At 74.2% G+C, this 25,291-nt stretch carries 20 protein-coding genes and 1 pseudogene; 6 read left to right on the top strand and 15 right to left on the bottom strand.

What is annotated here, in order from left to right:
- Positions 1-16: 16 nt before the first annotated feature.
- Entirely contained in the window at positions 17-1,420 is a 1,404-nt protein-coding gene (locus tag K7C20_RS28955) for a hypothetical protein (RefSeq protein ID WP_053208794.1), read from the bottom strand.
- Between the two features lie 232 nt (positions 1,421-1,652).
- Here K7C20_RS28955 and K7C20_RS28950 point away from each other — a divergent pair, with 232 nt between their 5' ends.
- The gene (locus K7C20_RS28950; RefSeq protein WP_030088641.1) at positions 1,653-1,958 is read left to right on the top strand and encodes a 4a-hydroxytetrahydrobiopterin dehydratase; all 306 of its coding nucleotides are present in this window, start codon (positions 1,653-1,655) and stop codon (positions 1,956-1,958) included.
- Here the strand turns inward: K7C20_RS28950 and K7C20_RS28945 are convergent.
- From K7C20_RS28945 to K7C20_RS28930, 4 genes are all read right to left on the bottom strand, one after another.
- The gene (locus K7C20_RS28945; RefSeq protein WP_048830328.1) at positions 1,948-2,691 is read right to left on the bottom strand and encodes a methyltransferase domain-containing protein; all 744 of its coding nucleotides are present in this window, start codon (positions 2,689-2,691) and stop codon (positions 1,948-1,950) included. The two genes, K7C20_RS28950 and K7C20_RS28945, sit on opposite strands and share 11 nt — an antisense overlap.
- Positions 2,688-3,383, bottom strand: coding sequence for a TIGR04282 family arsenosugar biosynthesis glycosyltransferase (locus tag K7C20_RS28940; RefSeq protein WP_053208795.1), 696 nt, complete (start codon positions 3,381-3,383; stop codon positions 2,688-2,690). The genes K7C20_RS28945 and K7C20_RS28940 overlap by 4 nt, the downstream gene beginning before the upstream one ends.
- A complete protein-coding gene (locus K7C20_RS28935; protein WP_048830329.1) occupies positions 3,380-4,099 on the bottom strand; it encodes a glycosyltransferase family 2 protein in 720 nt (239 codons plus the stop codon). Before K7C20_RS28935 ends, K7C20_RS28940 begins: the two co-directional genes overlap by 4 nt.
- 89 nt (positions 4,100-4,188) lie before the next feature.
- Positions 4,189-5,250 carry an NAD-dependent epimerase/dehydratase family protein gene (locus K7C20_RS28930; protein WP_030088651.1) on the bottom strand — a complete coding sequence of 354 codons (1,062 nt, stop codon included), beginning with the start codon at positions 5,248-5,250 and terminating at the stop codon, positions 4,189-4,191.
- Positions 5,251-5,599: 349 nt separating this feature from the next.
- Between K7C20_RS28930 and K7C20_RS28925 the strand changes: the two genes are divergently transcribed.
- A complete protein-coding gene (locus K7C20_RS28925; RefSeq protein WP_048830333.1) occupies positions 5,600-6,604 on the top strand; it encodes a PP2C family protein-serine/threonine phosphatase in 1,005 nt (334 codons plus the stop codon).
- Positions 6,605-6,611: 7 nt separating this feature from the next.
- Here the strand turns inward: K7C20_RS28925 and K7C20_RS28920 are convergent, their stop codons facing one another.
- The 8 genes and pseudogenes from K7C20_RS28920 to K7C20_RS28885 all read right to left on the bottom strand — a co-directional run.
- Positions 6,612-7,799: a 4-hydroxybenzoate 3-monooxygenase gene (locus K7C20_RS28920; protein WP_030088655.1), complete on the bottom strand. Its 1,188-nt coding sequence runs from the start codon at positions 7,797-7,799 to the stop codon at positions 6,612-6,614.
- Positions 7,796-9,049: a bifunctional 3-oxoadipate enol-lactonase/4-carboxymuconolactone decarboxylase PcaDC gene (gene pcaDC, locus K7C20_RS28915; RefSeq protein ID WP_053208796.1), complete on the bottom strand. Its 1,254-nt coding sequence runs from the start codon at positions 9,047-9,049 to the stop codon at positions 7,796-7,798. Before pcaDC ends, K7C20_RS28920 begins: the two co-directional genes overlap by 4 nt.
- The gene (gene pcaB, locus K7C20_RS28910) at positions 9,046-10,617 is read right to left on the bottom strand and encodes a 3-carboxy-cis,cis-muconate cycloisomerase (RefSeq protein ID WP_222892725.1); all 1,572 of its coding nucleotides are present in this window, start codon (positions 10,615-10,617) and stop codon (positions 9,046-9,048) included. The genes pcaDC and pcaB overlap by 4 nt, the downstream gene beginning before the upstream one ends.
- A gap of 55 nt (positions 10,618-10,672) precedes the next feature.
- Positions 10,673-11,428 (bottom strand): protocatechuate 3,4-dioxygenase subunit alpha, encoded by a 756-nt coding sequence (gene pcaG, locus K7C20_RS28905; RefSeq protein ID WP_078953083.1) that lies wholly within the window; start codon positions 11,426-11,428, stop codon positions 10,673-10,675.
- Positions 11,428-12,381, bottom strand: coding sequence for a protocatechuate 3,4-dioxygenase subunit beta (gene pcaH / locus K7C20_RS28900; protein WP_246655317.1), 954 nt, complete (start codon positions 12,379-12,381; stop codon positions 11,428-11,430). Before pcaH ends, pcaG begins: the two co-directional genes overlap by 1 nt.
- 253 nt (positions 12,382-12,634) lie before the next feature.
- The gene (locus K7C20_RS28895) at positions 12,635-13,882 is read right to left on the bottom strand and encodes a thiolase family protein (RefSeq protein ID WP_053210334.1); all 1,248 of its coding nucleotides are present in this window, start codon (positions 13,880-13,882) and stop codon (positions 12,635-12,637) included.
- A complete protein-coding gene (locus K7C20_RS28890) occupies positions 13,882-14,604 on the bottom strand; it encodes a 3-oxoadipate--succinyl-CoA transferase (protein ID WP_048828729.1) in 723 nt (240 codons plus the stop codon). The genes K7C20_RS28895 and K7C20_RS28890 overlap by 1 nt, the downstream gene beginning before the upstream one ends.
- A gap of 387 nt (positions 14,605-14,991) precedes the next feature.
- Positions 14,992-15,789: pseudogene (locus K7C20_RS28885) on the bottom strand (CoA transferase subunit A); the annotation flags it as partial.
- Between the two features lie 176 nt (positions 15,790-15,965).
- Between K7C20_RS28885 and K7C20_RS28880 the strand changes: the two are divergent.
- Both K7C20_RS28880 and K7C20_RS39290 read left to right on the top strand, forming a co-directional pair.
- Positions 15,966-17,696: an IclR family transcriptional regulator domain-containing protein gene (locus K7C20_RS28880; RefSeq protein WP_053210335.1), complete on the top strand. Its 1,731-nt coding sequence runs from the start codon at positions 15,966-15,968 to the stop codon at positions 17,694-17,696.
- A 300-nt stretch (positions 17,697-17,996) separates the two neighbouring features.
- Positions 17,997-18,539 carry a phospholipase gene (locus K7C20_RS39290; RefSeq protein ID WP_063753835.1) on the top strand — a complete coding sequence of 181 codons (543 nt, stop codon included), beginning with the start codon at positions 17,997-17,999 and terminating at the stop codon, positions 18,537-18,539.
- A 234-nt stretch (positions 18,540-18,773) separates the two neighbouring features.
- Here the strand turns inward: K7C20_RS39290 and K7C20_RS28870 are convergent, their stop codons facing one another.
- Together K7C20_RS28870 and K7C20_RS28865 are read right to left on the bottom strand one after the other, a co-directional pair.
- Positions 18,774-20,168 carry an MFS transporter gene (locus tag K7C20_RS28870; RefSeq protein ID WP_245171827.1) on the bottom strand — a complete coding sequence of 465 codons (1,395 nt, stop codon included), beginning with the start codon at positions 20,166-20,168 and terminating at the stop codon, positions 18,774-18,776.
- A gap of 228 nt (positions 20,169-20,396) precedes the next feature.
- Complete coding sequence (locus tag K7C20_RS28865) at positions 20,397-21,530, bottom strand: YihY/virulence factor BrkB family protein (RefSeq protein WP_048828724.1); 1,134 nt, start codon at positions 21,528-21,530, stop codon at positions 20,397-20,399.
- Positions 21,531-21,548: 18 nt separating this feature from the next.
- Between K7C20_RS28865 and K7C20_RS28860 the strand changes: the two genes are divergently transcribed.
- Together K7C20_RS28860 and K7C20_RS28855 are read left to right on the top strand one after the other, a co-directional pair.
- Positions 21,549-23,192: an acyl-CoA dehydrogenase family protein gene (locus K7C20_RS28860; RefSeq protein ID WP_053210336.1), complete on the top strand. Its 1,644-nt coding sequence runs from the start codon at positions 21,549-21,551 to the stop codon at positions 23,190-23,192.
- Positions 23,193-23,780: 588 nt separating this feature from the next.
- Entirely contained in the window at positions 23,781-25,070 is a 1,290-nt protein-coding gene (locus K7C20_RS28855) for a GAF domain-containing protein (RefSeq protein WP_053210337.1), read from the top strand.
- The last annotated feature ends 221 nt before the right edge of the window (positions 25,071-25,291 follow it).

Raw genomic sequence — 25,291 nt, 5'->3', positions numbered from 1 at the left:
GTCTCCTGACACCCCATCACCACCCGGTGTACAAAAGGTGGTTGACCAGCAGCGCCAACACCGCCTGGGCCGTGAGCCAGGGGCGCCGCCGGGCCGGGGGCAGCAAGGCGCAGGCCGCCGGCAGCCAGACGGCGAACGGCAGCCAGATGCGTTCGGTCTCCGCCTTGCTCATCCCGGAGAGGTCGGCCACCAGCAGGGCGAGCAGCACGGCCAGGACGAGGGCGGCCAGCCGGTCGGAGGGGGCGCGCAGCCGCCCGGCGGAGGGGCGGAGCCCTCGCAGGGCGGTGGGGGCCGCCACGAGAACGCGGCGCAGACCTGCCACCGCCGCCAGGCCGGTGATCAGGACGGTGCAGGCGAGATTGCCCCACACCCAGTAGGCGTACGGGCGGACCGCCGCGGCGCCCTGGTAGTAGCGCTCGACCAGCAGGTGGTAGCCCTCCCACCAGGAGAATCCGGCGAGGGTGAAGCCGGCCGCGACCACCGCCGCCCCGGCCGCCACGAGGGGCAGCGGGCGCATGGTGCGGGTGAGCAGCAGTATCGCGGTGGCGATCAGCGCGATCAGGGTGAGGCCGTAGGAGAGATAGCAGGTCAGACCGAAGAGGAGGCCGCCGGCCAGAGCGGCGGCGGCCGGATGGAGGGTGCGGCGGGTGGCGGCGAGGGCGAGGAGCGCCAGGGACCAGGCGGCGACGGCCGCGAAGTAGCCGTCCGCCGAGGTGCCGACCCAGACGGCGGCCGGGGCCAGTACGAGGAACGGGGCGGCCCGGCGGGCGGTCGGCTCGTCGGTGAGGGCGCGCAGCGTGATGAGGACCGCGGCCACGGCGGAGGTGCCGACGGTGATGCACCAGATGCCGGCCCAGCCGCCACCGCCCAGACCGATGCGGTCCAGGCCGACGAAGGTCAGCACGGCGGCCGGGGGATGCCCGGCGACATGGGCGGGCCAGTGATCCGGCGCGTTGTCGAGGATGTGCTGGGTGAAGCCGCGCAGCGCCGGCCCGACGTCGTCGAAGCGGCGGATGACGGTCAGGTACTCGTACGCGGTGGTGAGCCGGCCGGCGATACCGGTCCGCCAGCCGTCTATCAGCGCCAGCGCGCCCGTCCAGGCCATGGCGGCGGCCCAGCCCGCCAGGACGAGACGGCGCCAGGGCAACCGGGCCGCGAGGGACGGCCCGTGAACGATCACCACGACGGCGACCACGAGCGCGGCCGGGGTGCCGGGCCCCAGGTGCGGGAACCACGAGGCGTACAGCGGCGGCCAGTTGACATGCAGGCTGCCGTCGGCGCGCTCGATGACGGTACCGACGACCGCGGCAACGATGACGAGGAGGGCACCGGCCGCGGCGGCCGCCAGATCGAGTCGGCGCACGGCACGCCCTCGGGAGCCCGCGCGGGAGGACGGCCGGGGAGTCGTTCGGGAGGTCACGGCGACACGCTAGGCGCCGGCGGACGGCAACGGGGGTTCGGCGGCGGGGGCGTCATCGTTCCGTCAGAACTCGCTGGTGCCGTGCCTCCACCGTCTGTTCAACGATGACTACTCACGCAGGTACCCGGGAACGGTTCTGCGTGCCGCAATGCAGCCCCGGGTCACCACCGGAACCGGCCAAGAACTCCATCAAGCCATCGCCGCCCGAAGATCTCACCGAAGGAGAACCACTGTGGCCTTGGAGCCGCTGACAGACCAGCGCATCGCCTCTGCTCTGACCGAACTGCCCGGCTGGACGGTGAAGGGGGGTGCGCTGACGGCCTCGTACAAGGGAAAGCGAGACCGGTTGCCGTCGTTCTACGCCGCCGTGGCCCCGGCCGAAGACGCAGCGAACCACCACGCCCACATCACGATCTTGTACAACACCATGACGTTCGCCCTCACCACTCACGATGCCGACGACCGGATCACCGAACGAGACGTCTCGATGGCCCGGACGATCAGCGGCCTCGCCCAAGAGCACGGCCTCAGCACGTAGGGCGCGCTCGGCCGCGCAGTGAGACGAAGCAGCGTTCGGCGCCCGGTATCCGGTCGGTCTGGTCCGTGACGGTCCATTGCTCGACGGGTGTCCAGCCGGCGGTGGCCGCGTGGCGCAGCAGGGCGGGGGCGCCGACCCGGGCCCAGGGGAACGGGGCACCCGGTGCGCGCTGGGTGCCGGTGCGGGGGTGGTATCCGCGCTCGACCCGGACCTGGACGCGTTCATCGACATCCTCAGGGGTGGTCTCCACGATCAACAGGCCCTGGCGGCTGACCAGTTCAGCGCTGCGGGCGAGCAGCGCGCACGGGTCGCCGCCGATGCCGATGTTGCCGTCGAGGAGCAGTGCGGTGTCCCAACCCCCCTCGTGCGGGAGGGAGTCGAAGACCGAGCGGTGCAGGGCGGAGCCACCGGTTGCGGCGGTGCGGGCCACCGCGGCGGCGCTGACGTCGATGCCGAGGGCCCGCCGGCCCTGCGCGGCGAGCGCGGCGACCAGCCGGCCGGGGCCGCAGCCGATGTCGAGGACGGCGCCCTCGCAGCGGCGCAGCGCCGACAGATCGGCGGTGTCCGCGCCGGCGCACCAGCGCTCGACCTCCAGCGGCAGCAGCCAGCCGTCGCTGCGGCGCAGGAAGAGGGGGCCGCGGCCGCTGCGGAGCGCGTCGGCGTAGGGGTCGGCGCCCCAGGTGACGGCGTCGTGGCGGTCGGGTGGTGCCGTGGGCGGCAGGGCGGTGCTCATCGTCCGGTGACCGGGGTCAGCCGGGCGAGGGTGGCGGCGAACCGTCCGGCGGGTGCCGCGGCCGCGACCCGCTCCGCGTCGTCCGCGGTGTCGACATCGCGCAGCGGCGGCAGGTCCCGCACCCGCAGCCCGGCGGCGGTCAGCCGGGCGCGCTGGGCGGCGCCGGTGCGGGCGGTGGACATCGGGACGCCGCGCAGCAGCCGGGGGTCGGGGGCGGCGAGGCCGAGCGCCCAGAATCCGCCGTCCTCGGCCGGGCCGAACCAGGCGTCACAGTCGTCCCAGGCACCGAAGTCCAGTGCGGGGGCGAGGAGTTGAGGGGTGACCTGAGGGGTGTCCATACCGATGAGCAGGGTCGGGCCCGCGTTGCCGGCGAAGGCCGCGGCGAGCCGCTCGTCGAGGCCGCCGTCGCACTGCTGCCGGACGTCGAAGCCGGCCGGCAGCCAGTTCCCCGGGCGGCCGTCGAGGACGACCACCCGCCGCCGGGCGGGCATGGCGCGTACGGCCTGGAGGGTGTCGTGCAGCGCGGCCTCGGCCAACTGGGCGGCCTCGTGGGGGGTGTAGGGCGGGGTGAGGCGGGTCTTGACCCGGCCGGGCACCGGTTCCTTGGCGATGACCAGGACCGTCGTCGGCCCGGGACGGTCGAGACGGTCGGGATGCGCGGGACGCTCGGACCGGTCTGCGGGCTCGGTCATCGGGCCGTCTCCTGCGGGCGGGTGGCGAGCGGCGGCTGGTGGAGGACGGTGCGCATATCGCGTACCGCGTGCCAGGTGCCGCGCCAGGTGCCGGTGACCTTGGAACGGCCGGTGCGCGGCCGGTAGGGCACCTCGCGTTCCTCGACGCGCCAGCCCGCGTCGGCGGCCCGGACGACCATTTGCAGGGGGTAGCCGCTGCGGCGGTCGGTGAGGCCGAGGCCGAGCAGTTCGGTACGCCGGGCGGCGCGCAGCGGGCCGAGGTCGTGCAGCCGCAGCCCGGTGCGCCGGCGCAGCATCCGGGCCAGCGCGAGGTTGCCCAGCCGGGCGTGCGGCGGCCAGGCACCGCGTCCTTGGGGGCGGCGGCGGCCCAGCACCAGATCGCTGTGGCCGTCGCGGACGGCGCGGACGAACGGGATGAGCAGCGCGGGGTCCAGGGAGGCGTCGCAGTCGCAGAAGCAGACGATGTCGGCGTCGGCGGCCAGCAGTCCGGTGTGGCAGGCGGCGCCGAAGCCGCGGCGGGGTTCGTGCACCACGGTGGCGCCCAGGCCGCGGGCGATCTCGGCCGAGCCGTCGGTGGAGCCGTTGTCCACGACGATCGCCCGCCAGCCGGCCGGGATGCGGGCCAGCACCCAGGGCAGCGCGGCGGCCTCGTCGAGGCAGGGCAGTACGACATCCACGGGGGCGGTTCGGGGGGTGGGGGGCGAGGAGTGGGTCACGTCGTCACCTATGCATCAGAAGCGGACGAGGGGAGGTGTGTTCAGGTTCCAGTGGCACGCGGGTGCCGGAGGGCAGGCGGCGTCGTGGGTCACCCCGCCGGCGCCGCCCTCATCCCCTCCCGGGCGAACTCCCGCATCCCCTCCGCGAACCCGGTCGCCGCCTGCCAGCCGAGTTCCGCGGCGATCCGCCGCGACGACGCGGTGATGTGCCGTACGTCGCCGAGCCGGTACTCCCCCGTCACCACGGGTGCCGGCCCGCCGCACGCCGCGGCCAGGGTCCGCGCCATCTCGCCGACCGTGTGCGGCGCTCCGCTGCCCGTGTTGTACGCGGTCAGGGTGCCCGCCGCCCGGTCCGGGAGGGCTTCCAGGGCCACCGTGTTGGCCGTGGCGACATCGCGTACATGGACGAAGTCCCGCCGCTGGCCGCCGTCCTCGTAGACCGTCGGCGACTGACCGCGGGCCAGCGCCGAGCGGAAGAACGAGGCCACCCCCGCGTACGGGGTGTCGCGCGGCATCCCGGGCCCGTAGACGTTGTGGTAGCGCAGCGCGACGGCCCGGCCGCCGGTGGCGCGCGCCCAGGAGGCGGCCAGATGCTCCTGGGTGAGCTTGGTGGCGGCATAGACGTTGCGCGGATCGGTGGGCGCGTCCTCGCCGACCAGCCCCGGCCGCAACTCCGCACCGCAGTCCGGGCAGCGCGGCTCGAACCGTCCGGCGTCGAGGTCGGCCACCGCCCGCGGGCCGGGCCGCACCACCCCGTGACGGGGGCACGTGTAGCGCCCCTCCCCGTAGACCACCATCGACCCGGCGAGCACCAGCTCGCGCACCCCGGCCGCGGCCATCGCGGCCAGCAGCACCGCCGTGCCCAGATCGTTGCAGCCCACATAGTCGGGCGCGTCGGCGAAGTCCTTGCCGAGGCCCACCATCGCCGCCTGGTGGCAGACCGCGTGCACGCCCCGCAGGGCCGCGTCGACGGCCGCCCGGTCCCGTACGTCGGCGATGATGCGCCGCTCCCCCGGGCGCGGGGGCGGGGGCTCGGGGTGCGCCGAGGGCAGCAGCGCATCGAGCACGACGGGCTCGTGCCCGCGCGCCAGGAGCGCCTCGACGACCTGCGATCCGATGAACCCGGCGCCGCCGGTGACCAGTACACGCATGCCCGTCACGCTAAGCGGGGCCGGGCGTTCCGGCCCGCGCCCGAGCCGCCGTGTCATGGGTCCGTAAGATCCGCGGCCCGTCACGACGGGCGCCTTCGGTCCGTTCGGGCCACTGCGATTCGGTAACAGCGCGCATTCGAGGTATTTCGATACGGCATAAGTTGCATATGCTCAGGTCGGGGGCCCGGGGGCTGCTTTCGGACACTCCGACGGCCGACGGCCCCCTTGTCCGGCCCTACCCGGCCTTACCCGATCACTTCACCTGACACCGTCGGAGAACACCTTGTCCGTGGAGAACGGGGAGCAGCGCACCGGCTCCCGTGTGCTGCCCGCGCTCCCGTACGCGGTCATGGCCGTGGTCACCACGGTCGACCTCACCGCGGGCCCGGAGGTCGGGTTCCTGCCCCTGGTGTCGCTGGGGCCGGCCTTCGCCGGGCTGGTCGGCGGCTGGCGGCGGACCGCCGTGGTCGGCATGACGGCGTTCGTGCTCTGCCTCGGTCTGGGCGTCTACAACGGTCTGTTCGAAAGCCGGCGCGGGCTGACCGCGCTGTTGTCGGTGGCGGGGGTGACCGCGGCCGGGGTGGTCGCCGCGGTGATGCGGCAGCGGCGCGAGGCGGAGCTGGCCAGCGTCCGCTCCATCGCGGAGGTCGCCCAGCGGGTCCTGCTGCGCCCGGTGCCGCGCAGCGCGGGCCCGCTGCGGATCGCGGTCTCGTACACCTCGGCGGTGGCAAAGGCCCGGATAGGCGGCGATCTGTACGAGGTGGTGACCTCGCCGGCCGGGGTGCGGATCATCGTCGGCGATGTGCAGGGCAAGGGCCTGGAGGCCGTGGAGAGCGCGGCGGTGGTGCTGGGTGCCTTCCGGGAGGCGGCGCACGACGAACCGGATCTGCCGGCCGTCGGGGAGCGGGTGGAGCGGGCGCTGAACCGCCATCTGTCCGGCGAACGGTTCGTCACGGCGGTGCTCGCCGAGATCGGTGACGGTCCGGACGCCACCCTGCTGAACTTCGGCCATCCGGCGCCGCTGGTAGTCCGCCCCACCGGCTCGGTGGCCTTCGCCGAACCGCCCGAGCGCGCCCTCCCGCTCGGCCTCAGCCTCCATGAAGCGGGCGCGCCGGTCCCCTACGAGGTGCCGTTCACGCCCGGCGACCAGCTGCTCTTCTACACCGACGGGGTCACCGAGGCCCGTGACGCCATGGGCCGCTTCTACCCCCTCGACGAGCGCGCCGCGCTGCTCAAGGACCCGGACCCGGAGACCGCACTGCGCTCGGTGCGCGAGGACCTGGTCGAGCATGTCGAGGGGCCGCTGCACGACGATGCGGCGATGCTGCTGGTCCGGTACCGGCACGGCCGGTGAACGGGCCTCACTCCAGTGGCAGCCCCGTGTAGTTCTCCGCCAGCTCCGCGGCGGCATGCGGGGAGGTGGCGATCCGGTCGAGCTGGGAGAGCTGCAACCGGGTCTCGAACGGGCACTGGTCCGGGCCGGTGTGCAGGGTCGTCGTCATGAAGGACGAGAAGTGTTCGGCGCGCCAGACCCGGCGCAGACAGGTGTCGGAGTAGGCGTCGAGCAGCTCCGTCGAACCGGTGTGGTGCCGCTGGGCGAGGGCACGGGCCAGGACGGTGACATCGGCGACGGCGAGGTTGAGGCCCTTGGCTCCGGTGGGCGGCACGATGTGCGCCGCATCGCCCGCCAGCAGCACCCGCCCGTACCGCATCGGTTCGGTGACCGAACTCCGCATGGGCAGCACGGCCTTGGCGGTGAGCGGCCCGCGCTCCAGTTTCCAGGGGGCGTCGATCGCGGCCCGCGCCTCCAGTTCGTCCCAGATGCGGTCGTCGGGCCAGTGCGCCGGGTCGGTGCCGTTGGGGACCTGGAGGTAGAGCCGGCTGACGGTCGGCGTCCGCATGCTGAACAGCGCGAAGCCCCGCTCGGAGTGAGCGTAGATCAGCTCGTCGGAGGAGGGCGGGGCGGCGGCGAGCACACCGAGCCAGGAGTACGGGTAGCTGCGCTCGTAAGTGCGGCGTGCGCGCTCCGGTATCGCCTGCCGGGTCACGCCGTGGAAGCCGTCGCAGCCGACGACGTAGTCACAGGTCAGGGTCTGCTCGCGGCCCTCGTGGAGGTAGCGGATACCGGGACGGTCGGTGTCCGCCCCCGTCACCTCCCGCGCCTGTGCGCCGAACAGCAGCGGCGCCCCGTCGTCGAGCTGGAGGGCGATCAGGTCCTTGACCACTTCCGTCTGGGCGTAGACCGTCACCCGCCGTCCGCCGGTCAGCGCCGGGAAGTCGATACGGTGGGCGCGCCGGTCGTAGCGCAGCTCGATCCCGTCGTGGACCAGCCCCTCACGGTCCATCCGCTCCCCCGCCCCGCAGGCGCGCAGGACGTCGACGGTGCCCTGTTCCAGCATTCCCGCGCGCTGCCGCTGCTCGGCATAGCTGCGGTCCCGGCTCTCCAGGACGACACAGTCGACCCCGGACCGGTGCAGCAGCCGGGCGAGCAGCAGCCCCGCCGGGCCGCCGCCGATGATGCCGACCGTGGTGTGGCGGGTGTGGGTCACTTCTCGGTTCCTTCCGCGCGGTGCGGTGCCGGGTCGGCGAGGTGGGCGGCGAGGATGCGGTCGGCGAGGGCGAAGGCGGCGTTGGCGGCCGGGACGCCGCAGTAGACGGCCGACTGGAGGAGGACCTCCTGGATCTCCTGCGGGGTGAGGCCGTTGCGGAGGGCGGCTTGCAGATGCATCGCCAGTTCGTCGTGGTGGCCGCCGGCCACCAGCGCGGTGAGGGTGATGCAGCTGCGCGTCCGGCGGGACAGCCCGGGGCGGGTCCAGATCTCGCCCCAGGCGTAGCGGGTGAGGAAGTCCTGGAAGACCTCGGTGAGGGCGCTGGTACGGGCCAGGGAGCTGTCCACGTGCGCGTCGCCGAGGACGGCCCGGCGTACCGCCGTACCCGCCGCGTGCCGGGAACGGTCGTCCGAGGCGGGGACGCCGGGGGCCCGGGCCACCGGGCCGTCGTCGGGGTGCGCCGCGAGATGGCCGAGGAGGGCGGCCAGTACCGGGGCCGGGCGTTCGACGCCGGCGAGATGAGCGGCGGCGGAGAGTTCGACCAGGGTCGCGTCCGGGATGCCGTCGGTGAGTTCACGGGCGCTGGCGGGCGGGGTGGCCGGGTCGGCCCGGCCCGCGACCACGAGCGTGGGGGCGGTGATCCGGGCCAGGTCGCCGCGCAGGTCGTAGGCGGCGAGGGCGTCGCAGCAGGCCGCGTAGCCCGCGGGTGCGACGCTGTCGCGCAGCGTGTCGATCATCGCCGTGGCTTCCGGGGAGTGGGCGAAGGCCGGGGTGAACCAGCGGCTCGCGGTCGTCTCGGCAACCGGCCCGAGCCCCGCTTCCCGTACGAGCGCGGCCCGCTCCCGCCAGCCCGCCGGCTCCCCGAACCGTGCGGCGGAGCAGACCAGGGCGAGCGAGGCGATCCGCTCGGGGTGATGGGCGGCGAGCCAGGCCCCGACGGCACCGCCGAGCGAGATCCCGGCATAGGCGAAACGGCCGATGCCGAGGGAGTCGGCGAGATCGAGGACCAGCCGGGCCAGCTCGGGGACGGTGGTCGTCGGGGTCGGTGCGGGGACCAGGACGTCGGTGGGGGTGCCGCCGTGGCCGGGGAGATCCCAGCGCACGACGCGGTACTGCCGTGCCAGAGCGGGGAGTTGAGGATCCCAGACGGCCAGCGAGGCGCCGAGCGAGGGGCCCAGGAGGAGCGGCGGGGCGTCTTCGGGCCCGTCCACGGTGTGGTGCATGAGCGGGGCGGCGGGCGGGTGGGTCATACGGGCTCCTGCGGGTCGTTCTCGGTGCGTGCCAGCGCGCGGTCCACGAAGGCACCGGCGGACCCCAAGTAGTCGGTGGGGTCCAGCAGTTGATGCAGACGGGCGGCGGGGAAGGGTGAAACGCGGGGTGAGGGGGCCGGGGTGTCCGGCGAGGGGGCCGGAGTGTCGGATGAGGGGGCCGGGGTGTCCGGCGAGGGGGCCGGAGTGTCGGATGAGGGGGCCGGGGTGACCGGTGAGGGGGCCGGGGTGTCGGACGGAGCGGGGCCCTCCGACGCCGCGGTGGGCGCCCCGCCTTTGTCCCGGCGGGCGGCCTTCAGCGCGTCGTGCAGCGCCGCTGCCAGTTCGATGCCCTCCTGCGTGGTGCGCCGGGCTGCCGTGTCCATGATGCGGCGGGCCTCGTCGCGGCCGGTCAGGGCGGTGAGGGCCGCGACGAGGCGTTCGGTGACGACCAGACCGCCGGTCGCGTCGAGATTCTGCCGCATGCGGTGCGGGTGGACCCGCAGTTCCGCGGTGAGTTCGGCGGCGTCCCTGGCCGCGCCGCCGACCAGCCGCAGGGCCTCCCGCAGCGGCTGCCATTCGGCGTGCCAGGCACCGGCCGGGCGTTCGTCCTCGGCGGCGAGGGACCCGTACAGCACCGCGGCCAGGCCCGGGACCTGCCGGGCGGCGGCCGCGATCAGCGTGGCACGCACCGGGTTGGCCTTGTGCGGCATCGCGGACGATCCCCCGCCGCTGCCCTCGGAGAGCTCACCGAGCTCCGTGCGGGAGAGGGTGAGGACATCGGCGGCGAGCTTGCCGAGGGCGCCCGCGGTGAAGGCGAGCGCACCGGCGAGATCGGCGACGGGGGTGCGCAAGGTGTGCCAGGGCAGGGCCGGTTCGGCGAGTCCGGTCTCGGCGGCGTAGCGGGCGAGGAGCCGGCCGCCCAGGCCGGCAGCGGGCACGGGCCCGCCCTCCGCTTCCGCGTAGGCGTGGAACGCGGCCATGGTTCCGGCCGCACCGCCCAGTTGCACGGGCAGCCCGGCCCGCACGGACGCGAGCCGCTCCCGGGCGTCGAGCACGAGACTGCGCCAGCCCGCGGCCTTGAGGCCGAAGGTGGTCGGCACCGCGTGCTGGGTGAGGGTGCGGCCCGCCATCGGTGTGTCGCGGTGTGCGACGGCCGTGCGGCGCAGCGCGTCGGCGGTACGGGTGAGGTCCGCCAGGACGGTGTCCAGGGCTCGGGCGCAGACCAGCATCGTGGCGGTGTCCAGGATGTCCTGGCTGGTGGCGCCCCGGTGGACATACGCGGCGGCCTCGGCGTCGCGGTCGGCGACGGCGGCCGTCAGGTCGGCGACGAGCGGGACCACCGGGTTGCCCGCGGCACGGGCGCGCCGCGCGAGGGTACGGGGGTCGTGGCGGTGGGGCTCGGCGGCCGCGGCGGTGACGGCGGCGGCCGCCCGCTCCGGTGCGAGGCCGAGGGCGGCTTGGGCCCGGGTCAGCGCGACCTCGGCGTCGAGCAGGGCGCGCAGATAGCCGGCGTCACCGGTGACGGCTGCCACCTCGGAGCCGGCCCAGGACGGCGCCAGCAGCCCCATTTCCGCTGCGTCATCAGGGAATTCGGCGGCCGGGGGCACCGCGCCCCCGGGCATGTCATCGGAAGGCAAGAAACACCGTCTCCTCGTACGCGCCGTCCTCCGCCTGCTGGAGATGGACGTCGAAACGGTACCGGCCGGGGCCGTCGGGGCGGGCGAGCAGGGTCTTCGCCCGCTCCGCCGGCAGCCGCGCGAGCAGCGGGTCGGCGGCGTGGGCCGTCGTGTGCTCGGGGAAGTAGACCCGGGTGAACAGGTGGTGGAGCAGCCCGCGGGCGAAGAGACACACGGCGAGGTACGGCGCGGCGTCCGGGCACCCGGCGGGAGCGGTGACCGGCAGCGTGCGGACGACGTAGTGCCCGTCGGCGTCGGTCGGTACGCGGCCGAACCCGGTGAAGTCCACCCCGTTGCGGCCGATGACCGCGCCGGTGGCCGGGTCGCGGCGCAGCGAACCGGGCGCGCCCGTGAGGCTGCCGTCCGGGCCCGCCTGCCAGAACTCCAGCAGCGCGTCCGGCACCGGGGCGCCGGCACCGTCCCGTACGCAGCCGTGCACGGTGACCGTGCCGGGGTGGCCGGCCGGTGCGATCTGCTCGCCGCCGGGGAACGGGAGGGCGTAGCCGTAGAAGGGCCCGACGGTCTGGGCGGGGGTCGGGGCGAGCGGTACGGGCGGTACGGACGGTACGGATGGAACGGATGGAACGGATGGTGCGTCGGACGCCCCGTCGGACGCCCCGTCGGACGGGGCGTGGGGCAGGCCCTGAGGCGGGTCGTGAGGCAGGTCGTGACGGGTGGCGGGGCCGGTGGCGGGGCGGGGCATCAGCGGCCTTCCTCGATCCAGGTGGCGGACGGGCCGTCCAGGACGATGTCCCAGCGGTAGCCCAAGGACCATTCCGGGAGGGACAGTTCGTGGTCGTAGGCGGCCACCAGACGGGCGCGGGCGGCGGGGTCGGTGACCGAGCCGAGGATCGGGTCGTAAGGGAAGAGCGGGTCGCCGGGGAAGTACATCTGGGTGATCAGCCGCTGGGTGAACGCCGAGCCGAAGAGCGAGAAGTGGATATGTGCCGGGCGCCAGGCGTTCTGGTGGTTGCGCCACGGGTAGGCGCCGGGCTTGACGGTGGTGAACGCGTAGCGCCCCTCGTCGTCGGTCAGACAGCGGCCGACGCCGGTGAAGTGGGGGTCGAGCGGGGCCGGGTGCTGGTCGCGCTGGTGGGCGTACCGGCCGGAGGCGTTGGCCTGCCAGATCTCGACGAGCTGACCCCGCACGGGGCGGCCGGTGCGGTCCACGATGCGGCCGCTGACGGTGATGCGTTCGCCGAGCGGCTCGCCGGCATGCTGCCGGGTGAGATCGGCGTCCAGGTCGGTGAGGTCCATGACGCCGAACGCCGGGCCGCGGAGCTCCACGGCCTCCGGGTCGGCACGGTGGTCGATCTCGACCAGCGGCCGGTGGGGGTGGCGCAAGGCGCTGCTGCGGTAGGGGGCGAAGCCCCGGGCGGGGTGCTCCGGTGCCGGGGCACCCGCCGCCCGGTCCCGTTCGCCGGCCGCGTGCAGTGCGGCGATCTCGCGGCTGATGTCGGCCTGGGCGGGGAGGCGCGGGGCGGCGGCGGGTGCGGGCCCCGGCCCGCCGGACGCGGGGCGGGGCGCGGCTACGGGGGCAGGGGTAGGGGTAGGGGCGGGTGCTGGTTCTGGGGCAGGGGCAGGGCCGGCGGCAGGGGCAGGGTCGGCGGCGAGGTCGGGGGAGCCACCGAGTGGGGTGGGTGGGGGCAGAGCCATGGGGGCCGTCTCCAGGCGGTGGGGTGGGTGCGGTGGGGTGGGGTGGGGTGATGGGGCGGGGACGGGCGGACGGGCGGACGGGCGGACGGGCGGACGGGCGGACGGGCGGACGGGCGGACGGGCGGACGGGCGGACGGGACGAGGCCCGCACGCTCCGGGGGGAGACGGACACAGGCGTCCGCATCCGCGTCCGTGGGCGGGGACGAGCACGAGGGCGAGGGCGAGGGCGAGGGCGAGGACGAGGGCGAGGGCGTTACCTCTCCAGCACCACGGCGAGCCCCTGCCCCACGCCGATGCAGAGCGTCGCCAGTCCCGTACCGGAGCCGGCGGCCGCCAGTCGGTGGGCGACCGCACCCGTGATCCGGGCGCCGGAGGCGCCGAGCGGATGCCCGAGGGCGATGGCGCCGCCGTGCGGGTTGACGAGGGCGGGGTCGAGCTCGGGCAAGCCGGCCAGGCAGCCGAGCGCCTGGGCGGCGAACGCCTCGTTCACCTCGACGGTGTGCAGCGCCTCGAAGCCGCGTCCGGCCTTCTCCAGCGCCCGCCCGGCCGCCTCGACCGGACCGAGCCCGAAGTACTGCGGTGCGATGCCCGTAACGGCACTGCTGCGGATCCGGGCGAGCGGTTCGCACCCAGAGGCGCGCAGCCCCTGTTCGTCCATCAGGAGCAGCGCCGCCGCCCCGTCGTTCAGCGGGGAGGAGTTGCCGGCGGTGACGGTGCCTCCCCCGGCCTCCGGTTCGGGCGAATCGCACCTCGCTCCGCCCGCCTTGCGGAAGGCGGGCCGCAGTTTTCCGAGCGCCTGGAGCGAGGTGTCCTCGCGGACGCACTCGTCGCGGACCGCGGCCGCGCCCTCGGCACCGTCCCCGTACGGCACGACCTCCGCGTCGAACGCGCCGTCCTTCCAGGCCCGGACTGCCTTCTCATGGCCGGCCAGCGCGTAGGTGTCCTGCTGTTCCCGGGTGATGCCGTAGCGGTCCGCGATCAGTTCCGCGCCCTCGCCGAGGGCGACGGTCCACTCGTCGGGCATCCGCGGGTTGGTCAGCCGCCGGCCCAGGGTGGTGGAGTGCAGCGTCTGCGGCCCCGCGGGGAAGGCCCGTTCGGGCTTGGGCAGTACCCACGGCGCGCGGCTCATCGACTCCACCCCGCCCGCGACGGCCACGGAGGCATCGCCGAGCGCCACGGCCCTGGCGGCCTGGATCACCGCCTCCATTCCCGAGCCGCAGAGGCGGTTGACCGTGACGCCGGGCACGGTCACCGGCAGCCCGGCGAGCAGCACCGCCATCCGCGCCACATCACGGTTCTCCTCCCCCGCGCCATTGGCGTTGCCGAGGTATACGTCGTCGATCCCGGCCGGGTCCAGTCCCGGCGCGCGGTCCACGAGGGCCTTGACGACATGCGCGGCGAGGTCGTCGGGGCGGGCCGCGGACAGCATGCCGCCGTATTTGCCGATGGGGGTGCGGACGGCGTCGACGACATAGACGTCCCGCGGGCGGTCGATGAGCATCAGGCGTCCTTCAGGGCTCGTAGGGCGGCGAGTTCGGCGGCGGTGGGCGGAGCGGTGACGCCGATCCGGTCGGCTTCCTTGACGTCCCAGCCGGTGGCCTCCCGTACCTGCTGGACCGTCACTCCCGGGTGCAGCTCGGTGAGGACGAGTTCCGCGGTGAGCGGGTCGGGGCGCAGCACACCGAGGTCGGTGATGACCGCGGTCGGCCCGGCGCCGGGAAGTCCGAGCGCCGCCCGGTCCCGGGGGCCGCTGCCGTGGCCGAGGGTGGTCACGAAGTCCAGCGCGCCGACGAAGTTGCGGCGGCTGTGCCGGAGGACCATCAGCACTTGCCCGCAGTTGGCGGCGATTTCGGGGGCGCCGCCCGCACCGGGCAGCCGCCCTTCGGGCTTGCCGGGGCCGCGCCGGACGACGGTGGTGTTGATGTTGGCGAACCGGTCGACCTGCGCGGCGCCGAGAAAGCCGACATCGATCCGGCCGCCCTGTAGCCAGTAGTTGAACATCTCGGGCACGGAGACCACCGAGTCCGCGGTGTCGGCCAGCTCACCGTCCCCGATGGACAGCGGCAGCCGGGTCGGCTTGGAGCCGATGGTGCCGGACTCGTAGACCAGCACCAGCTCCGGATTGACCGTACGGCGGGCGAGGTTGGCGGCCGTACTGGGCAGCCCGATGCCGACGAAGCAGGTCCGCGCACCGGCCAGGGCACGGGCGGCGTTGACCTCCATCAGCTCGTCGGGGGTGCACTCGGGGGCGGACTCCGGGGCCGTCCCGGGTGCGGATTCCGGGCCGTCTTCAGGGACAGCCTCAGGGACGGCCCCAGGGGTGACCTCAGGCGTGGATTCAGGAGCGGCCTCAGGGGTGTGCGCCGGCGACGGGGCCGCGGCGACCACGACAGCAGTGGCTCCGGAGACCGCCGCCGCCGTCGGCACCCGGGCCGGGTCCGCCACCACTCCCTCCGCCTCTCCGGCCTCCCACTCCCCCAACTCCCCGAGCTTCTCCGCCTCTCCGGCCTCCCACGCCCCCAACTCCCCGAGCTTCTCCGCCTCCCCGGGGCTCCCGGACACCCCGGGCTCCCCTGACACCCCGGGCCTCCCTGACTGTCCAGGCTCCAGGCGCACACACTCCCCGAGCCAGCGCCCGAACGCCGCCCGGTCCCGCGAAATGCCGTCCCATTCCCGGTAGAAGGCGTTGTCCCGGACCGAATAGCCGGCCGCGTAGGACGGATGGGCGCCGCCGGGGACGAGCGCGACCGCGTCGACGACCCATGTGGGCAGGACGACGCCGCCGGGACGGGGCTCCAGGGTGTCGACGACTTCCTCGACGGTGACCAGCACCCGCCGGGCGGCCAGCGCCGCCTCCTTCTGTATCCCCGTCAGGCCCCACAGCTGGATGTTGCCCGCCTTGTCGGCCTGCTGCGCATGGATGACCGTGACGTCCGGATTGAGGGCGGCGACGGCGGCCAGTTCCTCGCCGGTGAACGGGCAGACGACGGTGGAGACCGTGGGCGTACGGGCCGGGATGTCGCTGCCGCGGTAGCCGCGGAGCACGGCGAACGGGAGCCGTGCCGCGCCCGCGGCATAGCGGTTGGCCATCCCGGCGTGGCTGTGCTCGTCGGTCTCCAGCGGGGCGGGCCAGCCGTTCTCGACCGCGTCCCGGAAGCGGTGCAGCGACCCGACGCCCGGATTGCCGCCCCAGGAGAAGACCAGCTTGGCGGCCACGCCCGCACCGATCAGCTGGTCGTAGACCACGTCCGGGGTCATCCGGGCGAGCGTGAGGCCCTTGATGCCCTGACGGATGATCTCGTGCGCCGCGGCGAACGGGATGAGGTGGGTGAACCCCTCCAGCGCCACGGTGTCTCCGTCATGGATCAGCTCCGCGACGGCATCGTGCAGGGAACGGATGTCGGCCATGTCCTCGCCCTCGGGTCGTGCCGGGGCATGGCCTCAAAGGCCGCCCCACCTCAACTTGTTCGTACAGTGAACTTAAGTTCACAATCGAGCCGCCTTGAGTTTGGACCCCGCCCCCGGCCCTGTCAACGGTCCCCCCGGGTACGGTTCCGACCAGATCGCCGCACCATGGAGAGGCCATGACCCAGCCCGCCGCCACCGCCCCGTCCGCACCGCCACCGCCCCCGCCGGAAGCGGTGGGGCCGCTGATGCGCGGCCTGTCCGTGCTGCGGGAGCTGGCGGGCGGCGGCGGCCGGCAGCCGGTCGGCGACCTGGTGCGCCGCACCGAGCTCGCCCGCTCCACCGTCGACCGGGTGCTGAGCACGCTCGCGCGCCTGGGCTACGTGCGGATCGAGGGCCGGGACGCGGTGCTCGCGCCGCGGCTGCTGGAGCTCGGCAACGCCTACCTCGCCGCCTCCGAGCTCCCCGACCGGCTCGGTCCGCTCGCCGACCGGCTGGCCGACGAGCTGGACGAGCCGGTCTCCCTCGCGGTGCCGGACGCCGACGGGGTGCGCTTCGTCCACCAGGCGACCCGCCGCCGCGCCATGTCGCTCGCCTTCCGCATCGGCGATCTGCTGCCCGCCGAGCGGGGCGCGCCGGGCGCGCTGTTCGCGGACCACTGGGACGCGGCGGACTGGCAGCGCTGGCGCTCACGCCGCGCGGCCGACCCGACGGACGCGGGCTTCCCGGCGGTGCCGCCGCGGCGCGCCGAGGACGGGGCGGGAAACGACGCCGGGCCGGGCGCGGATGCAGGCTCGCCCGCCGGTTTCGAGGCCCGGGTGGCCGCCGCGCGCGACGCCGGCTGGTCCCTGGACGACCAGCTCATCGAACCGGGCCTGGTCGCGGTGGCCATGCCGGTCCGCGACACCGCCGGCCGCCCGGTCTGCGCACTCAGCGTCGTCAGTCACACCAGCCGGCTGAGCGCTGCCGAACTGCCCGACGCGGTGCTCCCCCGCCTCCGCGAGGCGGTCTCCGCAATGGAGTACGCCCTGACCCTCCCCCGGGAGGCGGCGTCCGTCCCCGACACGGCGCCCGGCCCGTCGCACCCCGCCCATGCCACCTGGATGCGCGCGTCCAAGCAGGAACTGGGCCCCGAGTTCGTCGAATCGATGGCCCGCGGGCTGATCACCCTCACCGCGTTCGGTGCCGGCCGCGCCGAACTCTCCCTCACCGCCGTCGCGGAGGCCACCGGCCTTGCCCGCGCGACCGCCCGCCGCGCCCTGATCACGCTGGAACACCTGGGCTACCTCGCCACCGACGGCAAGCTCTTCCGCCCGACCCCGAAGGTGCTGGAGCTGGGCTTCGCCCATCTCTCGGGCCTCACCCTGCCCGCCATCGCCCAGCCGCACCTTGTCGCGCTGGTCGAGCGGGTGCACGACTCCGCCTCGATGGCGGTCCTCTCCGGCGACGACATCCAGTACGTCGCGCGGGTCCCCACCGTGCGCATCATGAGCGTCAACATCACCCTGGGCACCCGCTTTCCCGCGTACCCGACCTCCATGGGACGCGTCCTCCTGGCCGGCCTCACCCCGGCCGAACTCTCCGCGCGACTGGCCCTCACCGACCTCGCACCCCTCACCCGCCACACCGTGACCGATCCCGGGCGGCTCCTCGCCCTCCTGGAAGAGGTCCGCTCCCACGGCTACGCCCTGGTCGACGAGGAACTGGAAGAGGGCCTGCGCTCCCTTGCCGTCCCCGTGCGCGACCGCACCGGCCGCGTCGTCTCCGCCGTCAACGTCTCCACCCACGCGGGCCGTTGTACCGCGGACGAGGCCCGCGAGAGGCTCCTACCGGCCCTGCGCACCACTGCCGCCGCCATCGAGGCGGACCTGTGGGTGGCGGGGAGGTATGCGCGCATTCCGGTGCTGTGACGGGTGCCCGGCCGCGTGCCCGCACCCGTTGCACAACGGCCGTGCAACGGGTGCGCGGTTGAGGAGTTATGCATTCCGCATTCCGCGGCCCACCAGGTGGATACTTTTTTATTGCGACTGCTCCTCGTACCAAAAGATGCCGTGTTAGCCTGCGGGCGCGGTCAGTTCGGGGGACGACCGCACGGGGGGTGCTTTCGCTTTCGCGTTGGCGTCGGCTGTGCGCATGCATTTTCTCCCGGGCCCCGGCCGCGTCCCCTTACTGGGACATATCCCGGTTACCGGAAGGCATAGACAGCACGCATGAACAAGCTCGGTATTTCCTTGGCCGGCGCCGCACTCAGCGGCGTCGTCGCCCTCTCGTCGGCCACCCCGGCGCTCGCCGGCCCCGCAGGCGCGGACCGCACGGCTCCCAAGGCGTCGACCGTCTCGGCGAACCCGCAGGCGACGGCGGCCGTCAGCAGGGCGCAGAAGCTCAAGCGGCTCAACCAGCTGACCGAAAAGCACGGCATGCCGCTTTGGCAGAACACTCGCATCAAGTGGCAGGACGGGCACGACAAGTACCGCTTCGACTGGTCGACCGACGGCTGCTCGGGCGTCACCGACAACCCCGGCGGATTCCATTTCTGGTCGTCCTGCGCCCGGCACGATTTCGGTTACCGCAATTACAAGAAGATGCATGCATTCAGCCGCGCGCACAAGAAGCGGGTGGACGATTCCTTTCACTACGACATGCAGAATGTCTGCAAGCGCCAGTGGGGCCCGTACAGCCAGGCCCAGCGCAAGGGGTGCCTGAAGGTCGCGAAGAAGTACTACGACGCGGTCCGGGCCCTCGGCCACCTGTGAGGTGACGACCGCCTTGCGGGCGGCGGGCCCGGCTTGCCCACCGACCGCGCCGGCGCACGCAGCACGGCCGGGCCCCGCTGAGCTCCTGGCGGGGTGAGCTGCACTCTCCCGATACCGGCCCCTCCGCCCCGATGCCGAACCCGGCCCGCACTCCATGGGCTGGGCGTCCCGGCATCGGGGCAACTGGGCATCGGGGCGACTGGGCGACGGTGTGCGGACGAGGGCCCCCGCGCACTAGTCGGCGCCGAGCGGCGCCGATGAGGGGGATGCCGGGGACGCCGCCGGCCGGCCGATGCGCCGGGCGAGCGGCACCAGGCCGATGGCGAGCGAGCCCAGCAGGCCGGCCAACGCAAAGGCCCTGAAGCCGAGTTGGTCGTTGCCGGTGGCGGCGAGGGTGCCGCCCAGCCAGGGGCCGGCCACCGCGCCGGTACGGCCGATGCCGGTGACCCAGCCGATGCCGGTGGCCCGTTCGGCGGCCGGATAGACGCGGTGGGCCGCCGCGTAGACCATCACCTGCGCACTGAAGAGCCAGACACCGGTGACGGCCACGACCACGTAGGTGAGGCCGAGCGGCAGATGCGCTCCGAGGAGCAGTGCTCCGGCGGCGGTCAGCAGGAACCAGAGGGCGGAGACCTTGACCGGGCCGTAGCGGTCGGCGGTGCGGCCCGCGATCAGCATGCCGACGATCCCGCCCGCGTTGATGAGGAGCAGGAAGCTGACCGAGGACGTGAGTCCGTATCCGGCGGCCCGCATCATCTGCGGCAGCCAGGTGCTCACGCCGTAGACCAGGAGCAGACCGCAGAACGAGGCGAGCCACAGCAGCGGCGTCGCCCAGCGTGCGCCGGGGCGGAAGAGGGCGAGGATCGCGGCCAGCCGGCCCCTGGCCCCCTGGGCGGGGGCATCGGCGGGGACGGGGCGGGCCATGCCGTAGCGGTCGGCGACCGCATCGGCCTCGGCGGTACGCCCCTTGGCGAGCAGCACACCGGGCGATTCCGGCAGCAGGCGCAGCAGCAGTGGGGCCGCGACGACCGCGGGCAGCACCCCGGCCCAGAACACCCAGCGCCAGCCGAGCGCGGGCGCCAGCGTCAGCCCCAGGCCCGTCGCGAACATGCCGCCCGCGTGGTACGAGGTCATCAGCAGGCCGGTGGCGAGGGCGGCCCGGCGGGGCGGTGCGAACTCCATCACCAGGGAGAGGCAGAGGGGCATCAGCCCGCCGAGGCCCAGGCCCGCCAGGAAGCGGCCGGCGCCGAACGGGGCGGGCGCGCCGGACAGCGCGCAGACCGCCGACCCGGCGGAGAACATCAGCACGCTGGCGACCAGGACCGGGCGACGGCCCAGCCAGTCGGTGAGGGTGCCGGTGCCGAGTGCGCCGATCAGCATGCCGAAGGTGGTCCAGCTGCCGATCGTGCCGGCCCCACCGGGGGTGAGGCCGAGGCCGGGGTCGTCGAGCATGTGCGGCATGACGGCGCCGTAGACGTTGACGTCCATACCGTCGAAGAACACGGCGAGCCAGCACAGCGCCAGGACGGGCGCGACGGAGCGGAAGGTGTGGCGGCCGGGTCCGGCGGGCGGGCCGGGGGGTGTTCCGGCGGACGGGTCGGTGGCGGGCGGCGGGCCGGTGGGAGACATGGGGACCTCGGATTCACGAGGCACGAGGCGCGACGCATGCGGCACGAAGGGCGAAGCGCGAAGTGACGCTCGGAGGGCGGAAGTTCGCGTGGTGAACTTTCGTTCGCGAAGTGATCGGCATGGATCATCTGCCTCAGTCCCAGGGGTGTCAATGACTTGCGCACGTCTTCATGGCCACAGGCGCATGCGGCACAGCGGGCCGCGGTCGGGCCGGACGGGGTACTCCGCTCAGTCGTCGCACGTGCCGCCGTCGCCGCGGCCCTCCCCGTGGCGGCCACCGCCACGGTCCCCGTCGCCGTCATCACCGCGCTCACCGCCGCCGTCCGCACCGGCCCCCTCCGCCCCGTCGGCGCCCGCCCCCTCGGCACCCGTCTCCTCGGCACCCGCTTCGCCGGCACCCGCCTTCGCCGCCGTCCGCCGTGCGGCCTCCTCACGGGCCGCGGCCGTGGCGACCGACGGCCACACCCGGTCGAGTGAGGCGTTCGTCGCCGCCCCGACCAGCACTGCGAAGGCGGACACGCCGATCCACAGGAGTACGGCGACCGGCGCGGCCAACGAGCCGTAGATCGTGGGCCCCTCGACCGTCGAGGTGAGGTAGAGCCGCAGCAGGAAGCTGCCGAGCACCCACATGCCGAGCGCGACCACCGCACCGGGAATGTCCTCCGGCCAGGGCGAACGGACCGGAACGGACGCGTGGTAGAGCGTGGTCAGAAAGGCGACCGACAGGAGCAGGACGACCGGCCAGTACAGCGCCCGGATGACGTGCTCGCTGGCCGGCAGCCAGCTCACGACGGTGTCGGGGCCGGCCACCATCAGCGGCAGGGCGACGGCGCCGACGACGAGCGCGGCGAGGTACAGCGCGAACGCCAGCAGCCGGGTCTTGATGATGCCGCGCCGGCCGTCGAGCCCGTACATGATGGTGATGGTGTCGACGAAGACGTTCATCGCCCGGGACCCGGACCACAGGGCGATGGCGAAGCCGAGCGAGATGACGTCGGGGCGGCGGCCGGTGAAGACATCGCTGAGCAGCGGCCGGGCGATCTCGTTCACGCCCTTGGCGGACAGTACGGTGCCGGCGGCACCGAGGATGTGCCGGCGGACGCTGTCGATGGTGTCGTGCCCGATCCAGGCGTTCGTGTAGCCGAGCACGCCCAGGAGCCCGAGGATCAGCGGCGGCAGCGACAGCAGGCTCCAGAAGGCGGCCTCGGCGGCCAGGCCGGTGACGCGGTACCTCATGCAGGAGTTGACGGTGTCCTTGAGCAGGAGCCAGGCCAGCCGACGCTTGGAAACGTTGCGGTAGAGGGCGCGGGCCTTGGTCAGACGGCCCGCGGGCCGCTCGGTTGGTTCGTTTGCCGGCTGCACCTCCTTACCGTATCTGGCATGGCAGCCACCACTCACACGGTCACGAACCAGCCTCCGCCGCTGGTCGGATACGACGTCTTCGCCGGCGACGCGGCCCTGGCGGAGGGCGTCGGCCGGCATGTCGCCGACGTCCGGCTCGACGAGGTACGCGAAGAGCTGAGCACGCTGGGAAAGGCGGCCGGCTCCGCGCACGCCCGGCGCTGGGGCGAGCAGGCCAACGCGAACCCACCGGTCCTGCGCACCCATGACCGCTACGGCCACCGCATCGACGAGGTGGAGTTCCACCCGGCCTGGCACCGGCTGCTCGGCCATGCGGTCACGGCCGGGCTGACCGGCGCCTGGGGCCGGCCGGACGGCCATGTCCGCCGCACCGCCGGCTTCATCGTGTGGACGCAGGCCGAGGCGGGGCACGGCTGCCCGCTGTCGATGACCCATGCGGCGGTGCCCACGCTGCGCGCCGAGCCCGAGCTGGCGGCCGAGTGGGAGCCGTTGCTGACCTCGCAGGTGTACGAGCACGAGCTGCGCCCGGTCGCCGAGAAGGGCGGCGCGCTGGCCGGGATGGCCCTGACGGAGAAGCAGGGCGGCAGCGACCTGCGGGCCCTCACGACCCGCGCCGAACCGCTGGCCGCCCCCGGCGAATACGTACTGACCGGTCACAAGTGGTTCTGTTCGGCGCCGATGTCGGACGCCTTCCTGGTGCTGGCCCGGGCGCCGGGAGGGCTCACGTGCTTTCTGCTGCCGCGGGTGCTGCCGGACGGGAGCCGCAACTCCTTCCGTATCCAGCGGCTCAAGGACAAGCTCGGCAACCGCTCGAACGCCTCCGCGGAGGTCGAGTTCGACGGCGAGAGCTGGGCGCGCCGGGTCGGCGAGGAGGGGCGCGGGGTGGCGACGATCATCGAGATGGTCGCGGCGACCCGGCTGGACTGTGTCAGCGCGTCCGCGGCGGTGATGCGGCAGGCGGTGGCGCAGGCGCTGCACCACACCGCGCACCGCGAGGCCTTCGGCGACCGGCTGATCGACAAGCCGCTGATGCGCAATGTGCTGGCCGATCTGGCACTGGAGTCGGAGGCGGCGACCACCCTCGCGCTGCGCCTGGCGGCGGCGTACGACGCCGACACCGAGCAGGAGCGGCACTTCCTGCGGCTGGCGGTGCCGGCGGCGAAGTACTGGGTGACCAAGCGCTGCACGCCGATGGTGACCGAGGCGCTGGAGTGTCTGGGCGGCAACGGGTACGTGGAGGAGTCGGGGCTGCCGCGGCTGCTGCGCGAGGCCCCGCTCAACTCGATCTGGGAGGGTTCCGGCAATGTCCAGGCGCTGGACGTGCTGCGGGCCCTGCGGCGCGAGCCCGAGGCGCTGAACGCGTTCCTGACCGAGATCGGGGCGGCGCGGGGCGCGGATCACCGGCTGGACCGGGCGATCACCCGGATGCTCACCGAGCTCGCCGATCTGGAGGGCCTCGAGGCGCGGGCCCGGCGGCTGGTGGAGCGGATGGCGCTGGTGCTCCAGGGTTCGCTGCTGGTGCGCCACGCCCCGTCCGAGGTCGCGGACGCGTTCTGCGCCGGCCGCCTCGGCGGCGACGCGGGCGCGGCCTTCGGGACGCTGCCGCACACGCTGGATCTTGCGTCCGTGGTGGCGCGGGCGCGGCCGGTGGCCGAGGGCTGAGCGCGGTACGGCCCGACGCGGCGGCGGTTCCCCGTCGCCTCCGGGCCCTCGCCTCGCAGGACGACGGGGACAGGGGGTCACCGCCGCCGCGTCGGTCAGGGAGCGGTGCCGCGCCGACACGGCACCGCTCCCGGTTCAGGGCGTCCCGGGCGCTGCCGCACAGCCGTCGGCCGGCAGCGGCTGACATGCGATCAGGACGTCGGCCGCGGGCCGCCGGGAAGCCTCGTGGTGGACGCCCGGACGGACGGCAGGTACGCGTCGCACCCTCTCGTCCCCCGCGTTCACCACGACGCGCAGGGCAGCGGCCACCATGGTGAGCCCCCTCCCGGCCGTGCCGACATCGCGCCTGGCGGCCGATGGAATCCCCGGCGACAACCGGTGGTTGGTTCCCCGACGGGTGACCGGCGAACCCCCGGTGGCGAGACGCCATCGGCCGCTCCGGCCAGCCTTCCGGGAACGCCTCATGAGCGACAACGGTTGCAGAGCGTTGCAGTGCCCGGAGACCAACCGGGACAATGGCGCTTCGAGAATGGACCGGTGAGCGCACGAAGGGCACGACCCGAGGAACAGGGCACTACGGAGAGCAGCGTGAGCGACAGAGCGATCGACAGTGCCATCTGGTCGGCCCAGGACAACCGCGCCACCGCACGCCGCCTCGCCACGGTCCACGAGGCGGTGCTCGCGGGCGAGGCCCCGCCCGGCGATTCCTCCGGCGCGCCCCGCGCGGTGATCGGTGAATCCTGGCGCCGGGTGCTGGTATCGGGCGTCGACCCGGACCGGGACCGGCCCCAAATCCTGTTGCCCGTGGCGGAGTTGGAACGCCGTCGGCAGATGTCGCAGCTGGCGGCGGTGCTGCCGGTGCTCAACGAGGGGCTGCTGCCCTCCGCCGACGCCGCGCAGCAGATCATGGTCGTCACCGACGCCGAGGGCCGGGTGCTGTGGCGGGAGGGCAGCGCGCCGGTGCGGCGGATGGCCGACCGGCTCGGCTTCGACAAGGGGGCCGACTGGACGGAGGACGTCGTCGGCACCAACGCCATCGGCACCGCGCTGGTGGCCCGCCGGCCGGTGCTGGTGCACTCCGCGGAGCATTTCGTCCGCAGCCACCAGCAGTGGACGTGCGCCGCGGCGCCGCTCCACGACCCGCGCGACGGGCGCCTGTTGGGCACGGTGGACATCAGTGGTCCGGCGCCCTCCTTCCACCCCACGACGCTCTCGCTGGTGTCCGCGGTCGCCCGGCTCGCCGAGGGTGAGCTGCGCAGCCGCCATCACCTGTCCCTGGAACAGCTGCGGTCGAGCGCGGCGCCGGTGCTGGCGCGGATCGGCGGGCAGGCACTGGCCGTGGACCCGAGCGGCTGGGTCGCGGGGGTGACCGGCCTGACGCCGCAGGACCGGGTGGCGCTGCCCAAGTCGCCCGAGGCCGGGCCGCTGTGGCTGCCGCGGTACGGCATGTGCACCCTGGAGCCGCTGCCCGGCGGCTGGCTGGTCCGGGTCGGGCGGCAGGAGCAGGGCGCCGGGCCGAGCCGGGTGGTGCTGGACGTCAGCGGCCGGGACGGCTCGACGGTCACCGTCAGCGGGCCGGCCGGCAGCTGGTCGCACGAGCTGACCCCGCGCCATGCCGAGCTGCTGTTCGTCCTCGCCGCGCATCCGCAGGGGCGCAGCGCCGCCGAACTCGCCCGGGACCTCTTCGGCGACGAGAGCCGTACGGTCACGGTGCGGGCCGAACTGTCCCGGCTGCGCCGCCATCTCGCGAGTGTCCTGGCGCACCGGCCGTACCGCTTCGCGGACGGGGTGGAGGTGGAGCTCCGGCTGCCGCCGCGGCCGGCACAGCTGCTGCCGCAGTCGTCGGCCCCCGCGGTGGGGGCGGCGCGGCGGGGGTGACGGTTCCGGGAGGGGCGAGGGATGCAGGGTCCGGGGGACCGGAGGTCCGGAAGTCCGGGGGCCCGGCGGTCCGGTCCGGGGTCCGGCGGTCCGGCGGACCGGCGGCCCGGCGGTCCGGCGGTCCGAAAATCGGATGCGGACGCGCGTACCCCCCTCGTAGGGTGACCGCACTCTGACATCAGCTCTCCAGAAGGACGTCGCAGAACGGGAGCAGCCCGCGC

Source organism: Streptomyces decoyicus, from assembly GCF_019880305.1.
Lineage (GTDB): Bacteria > Actinomycetota > Actinomycetes > Streptomycetales > Streptomycetaceae > Streptomyces > Streptomyces decoyicus.
The sequence above is the reverse complement of the archived record's forward strand: the minus strand, read 5'-3'. Positions and strand labels throughout refer to the sequence as shown.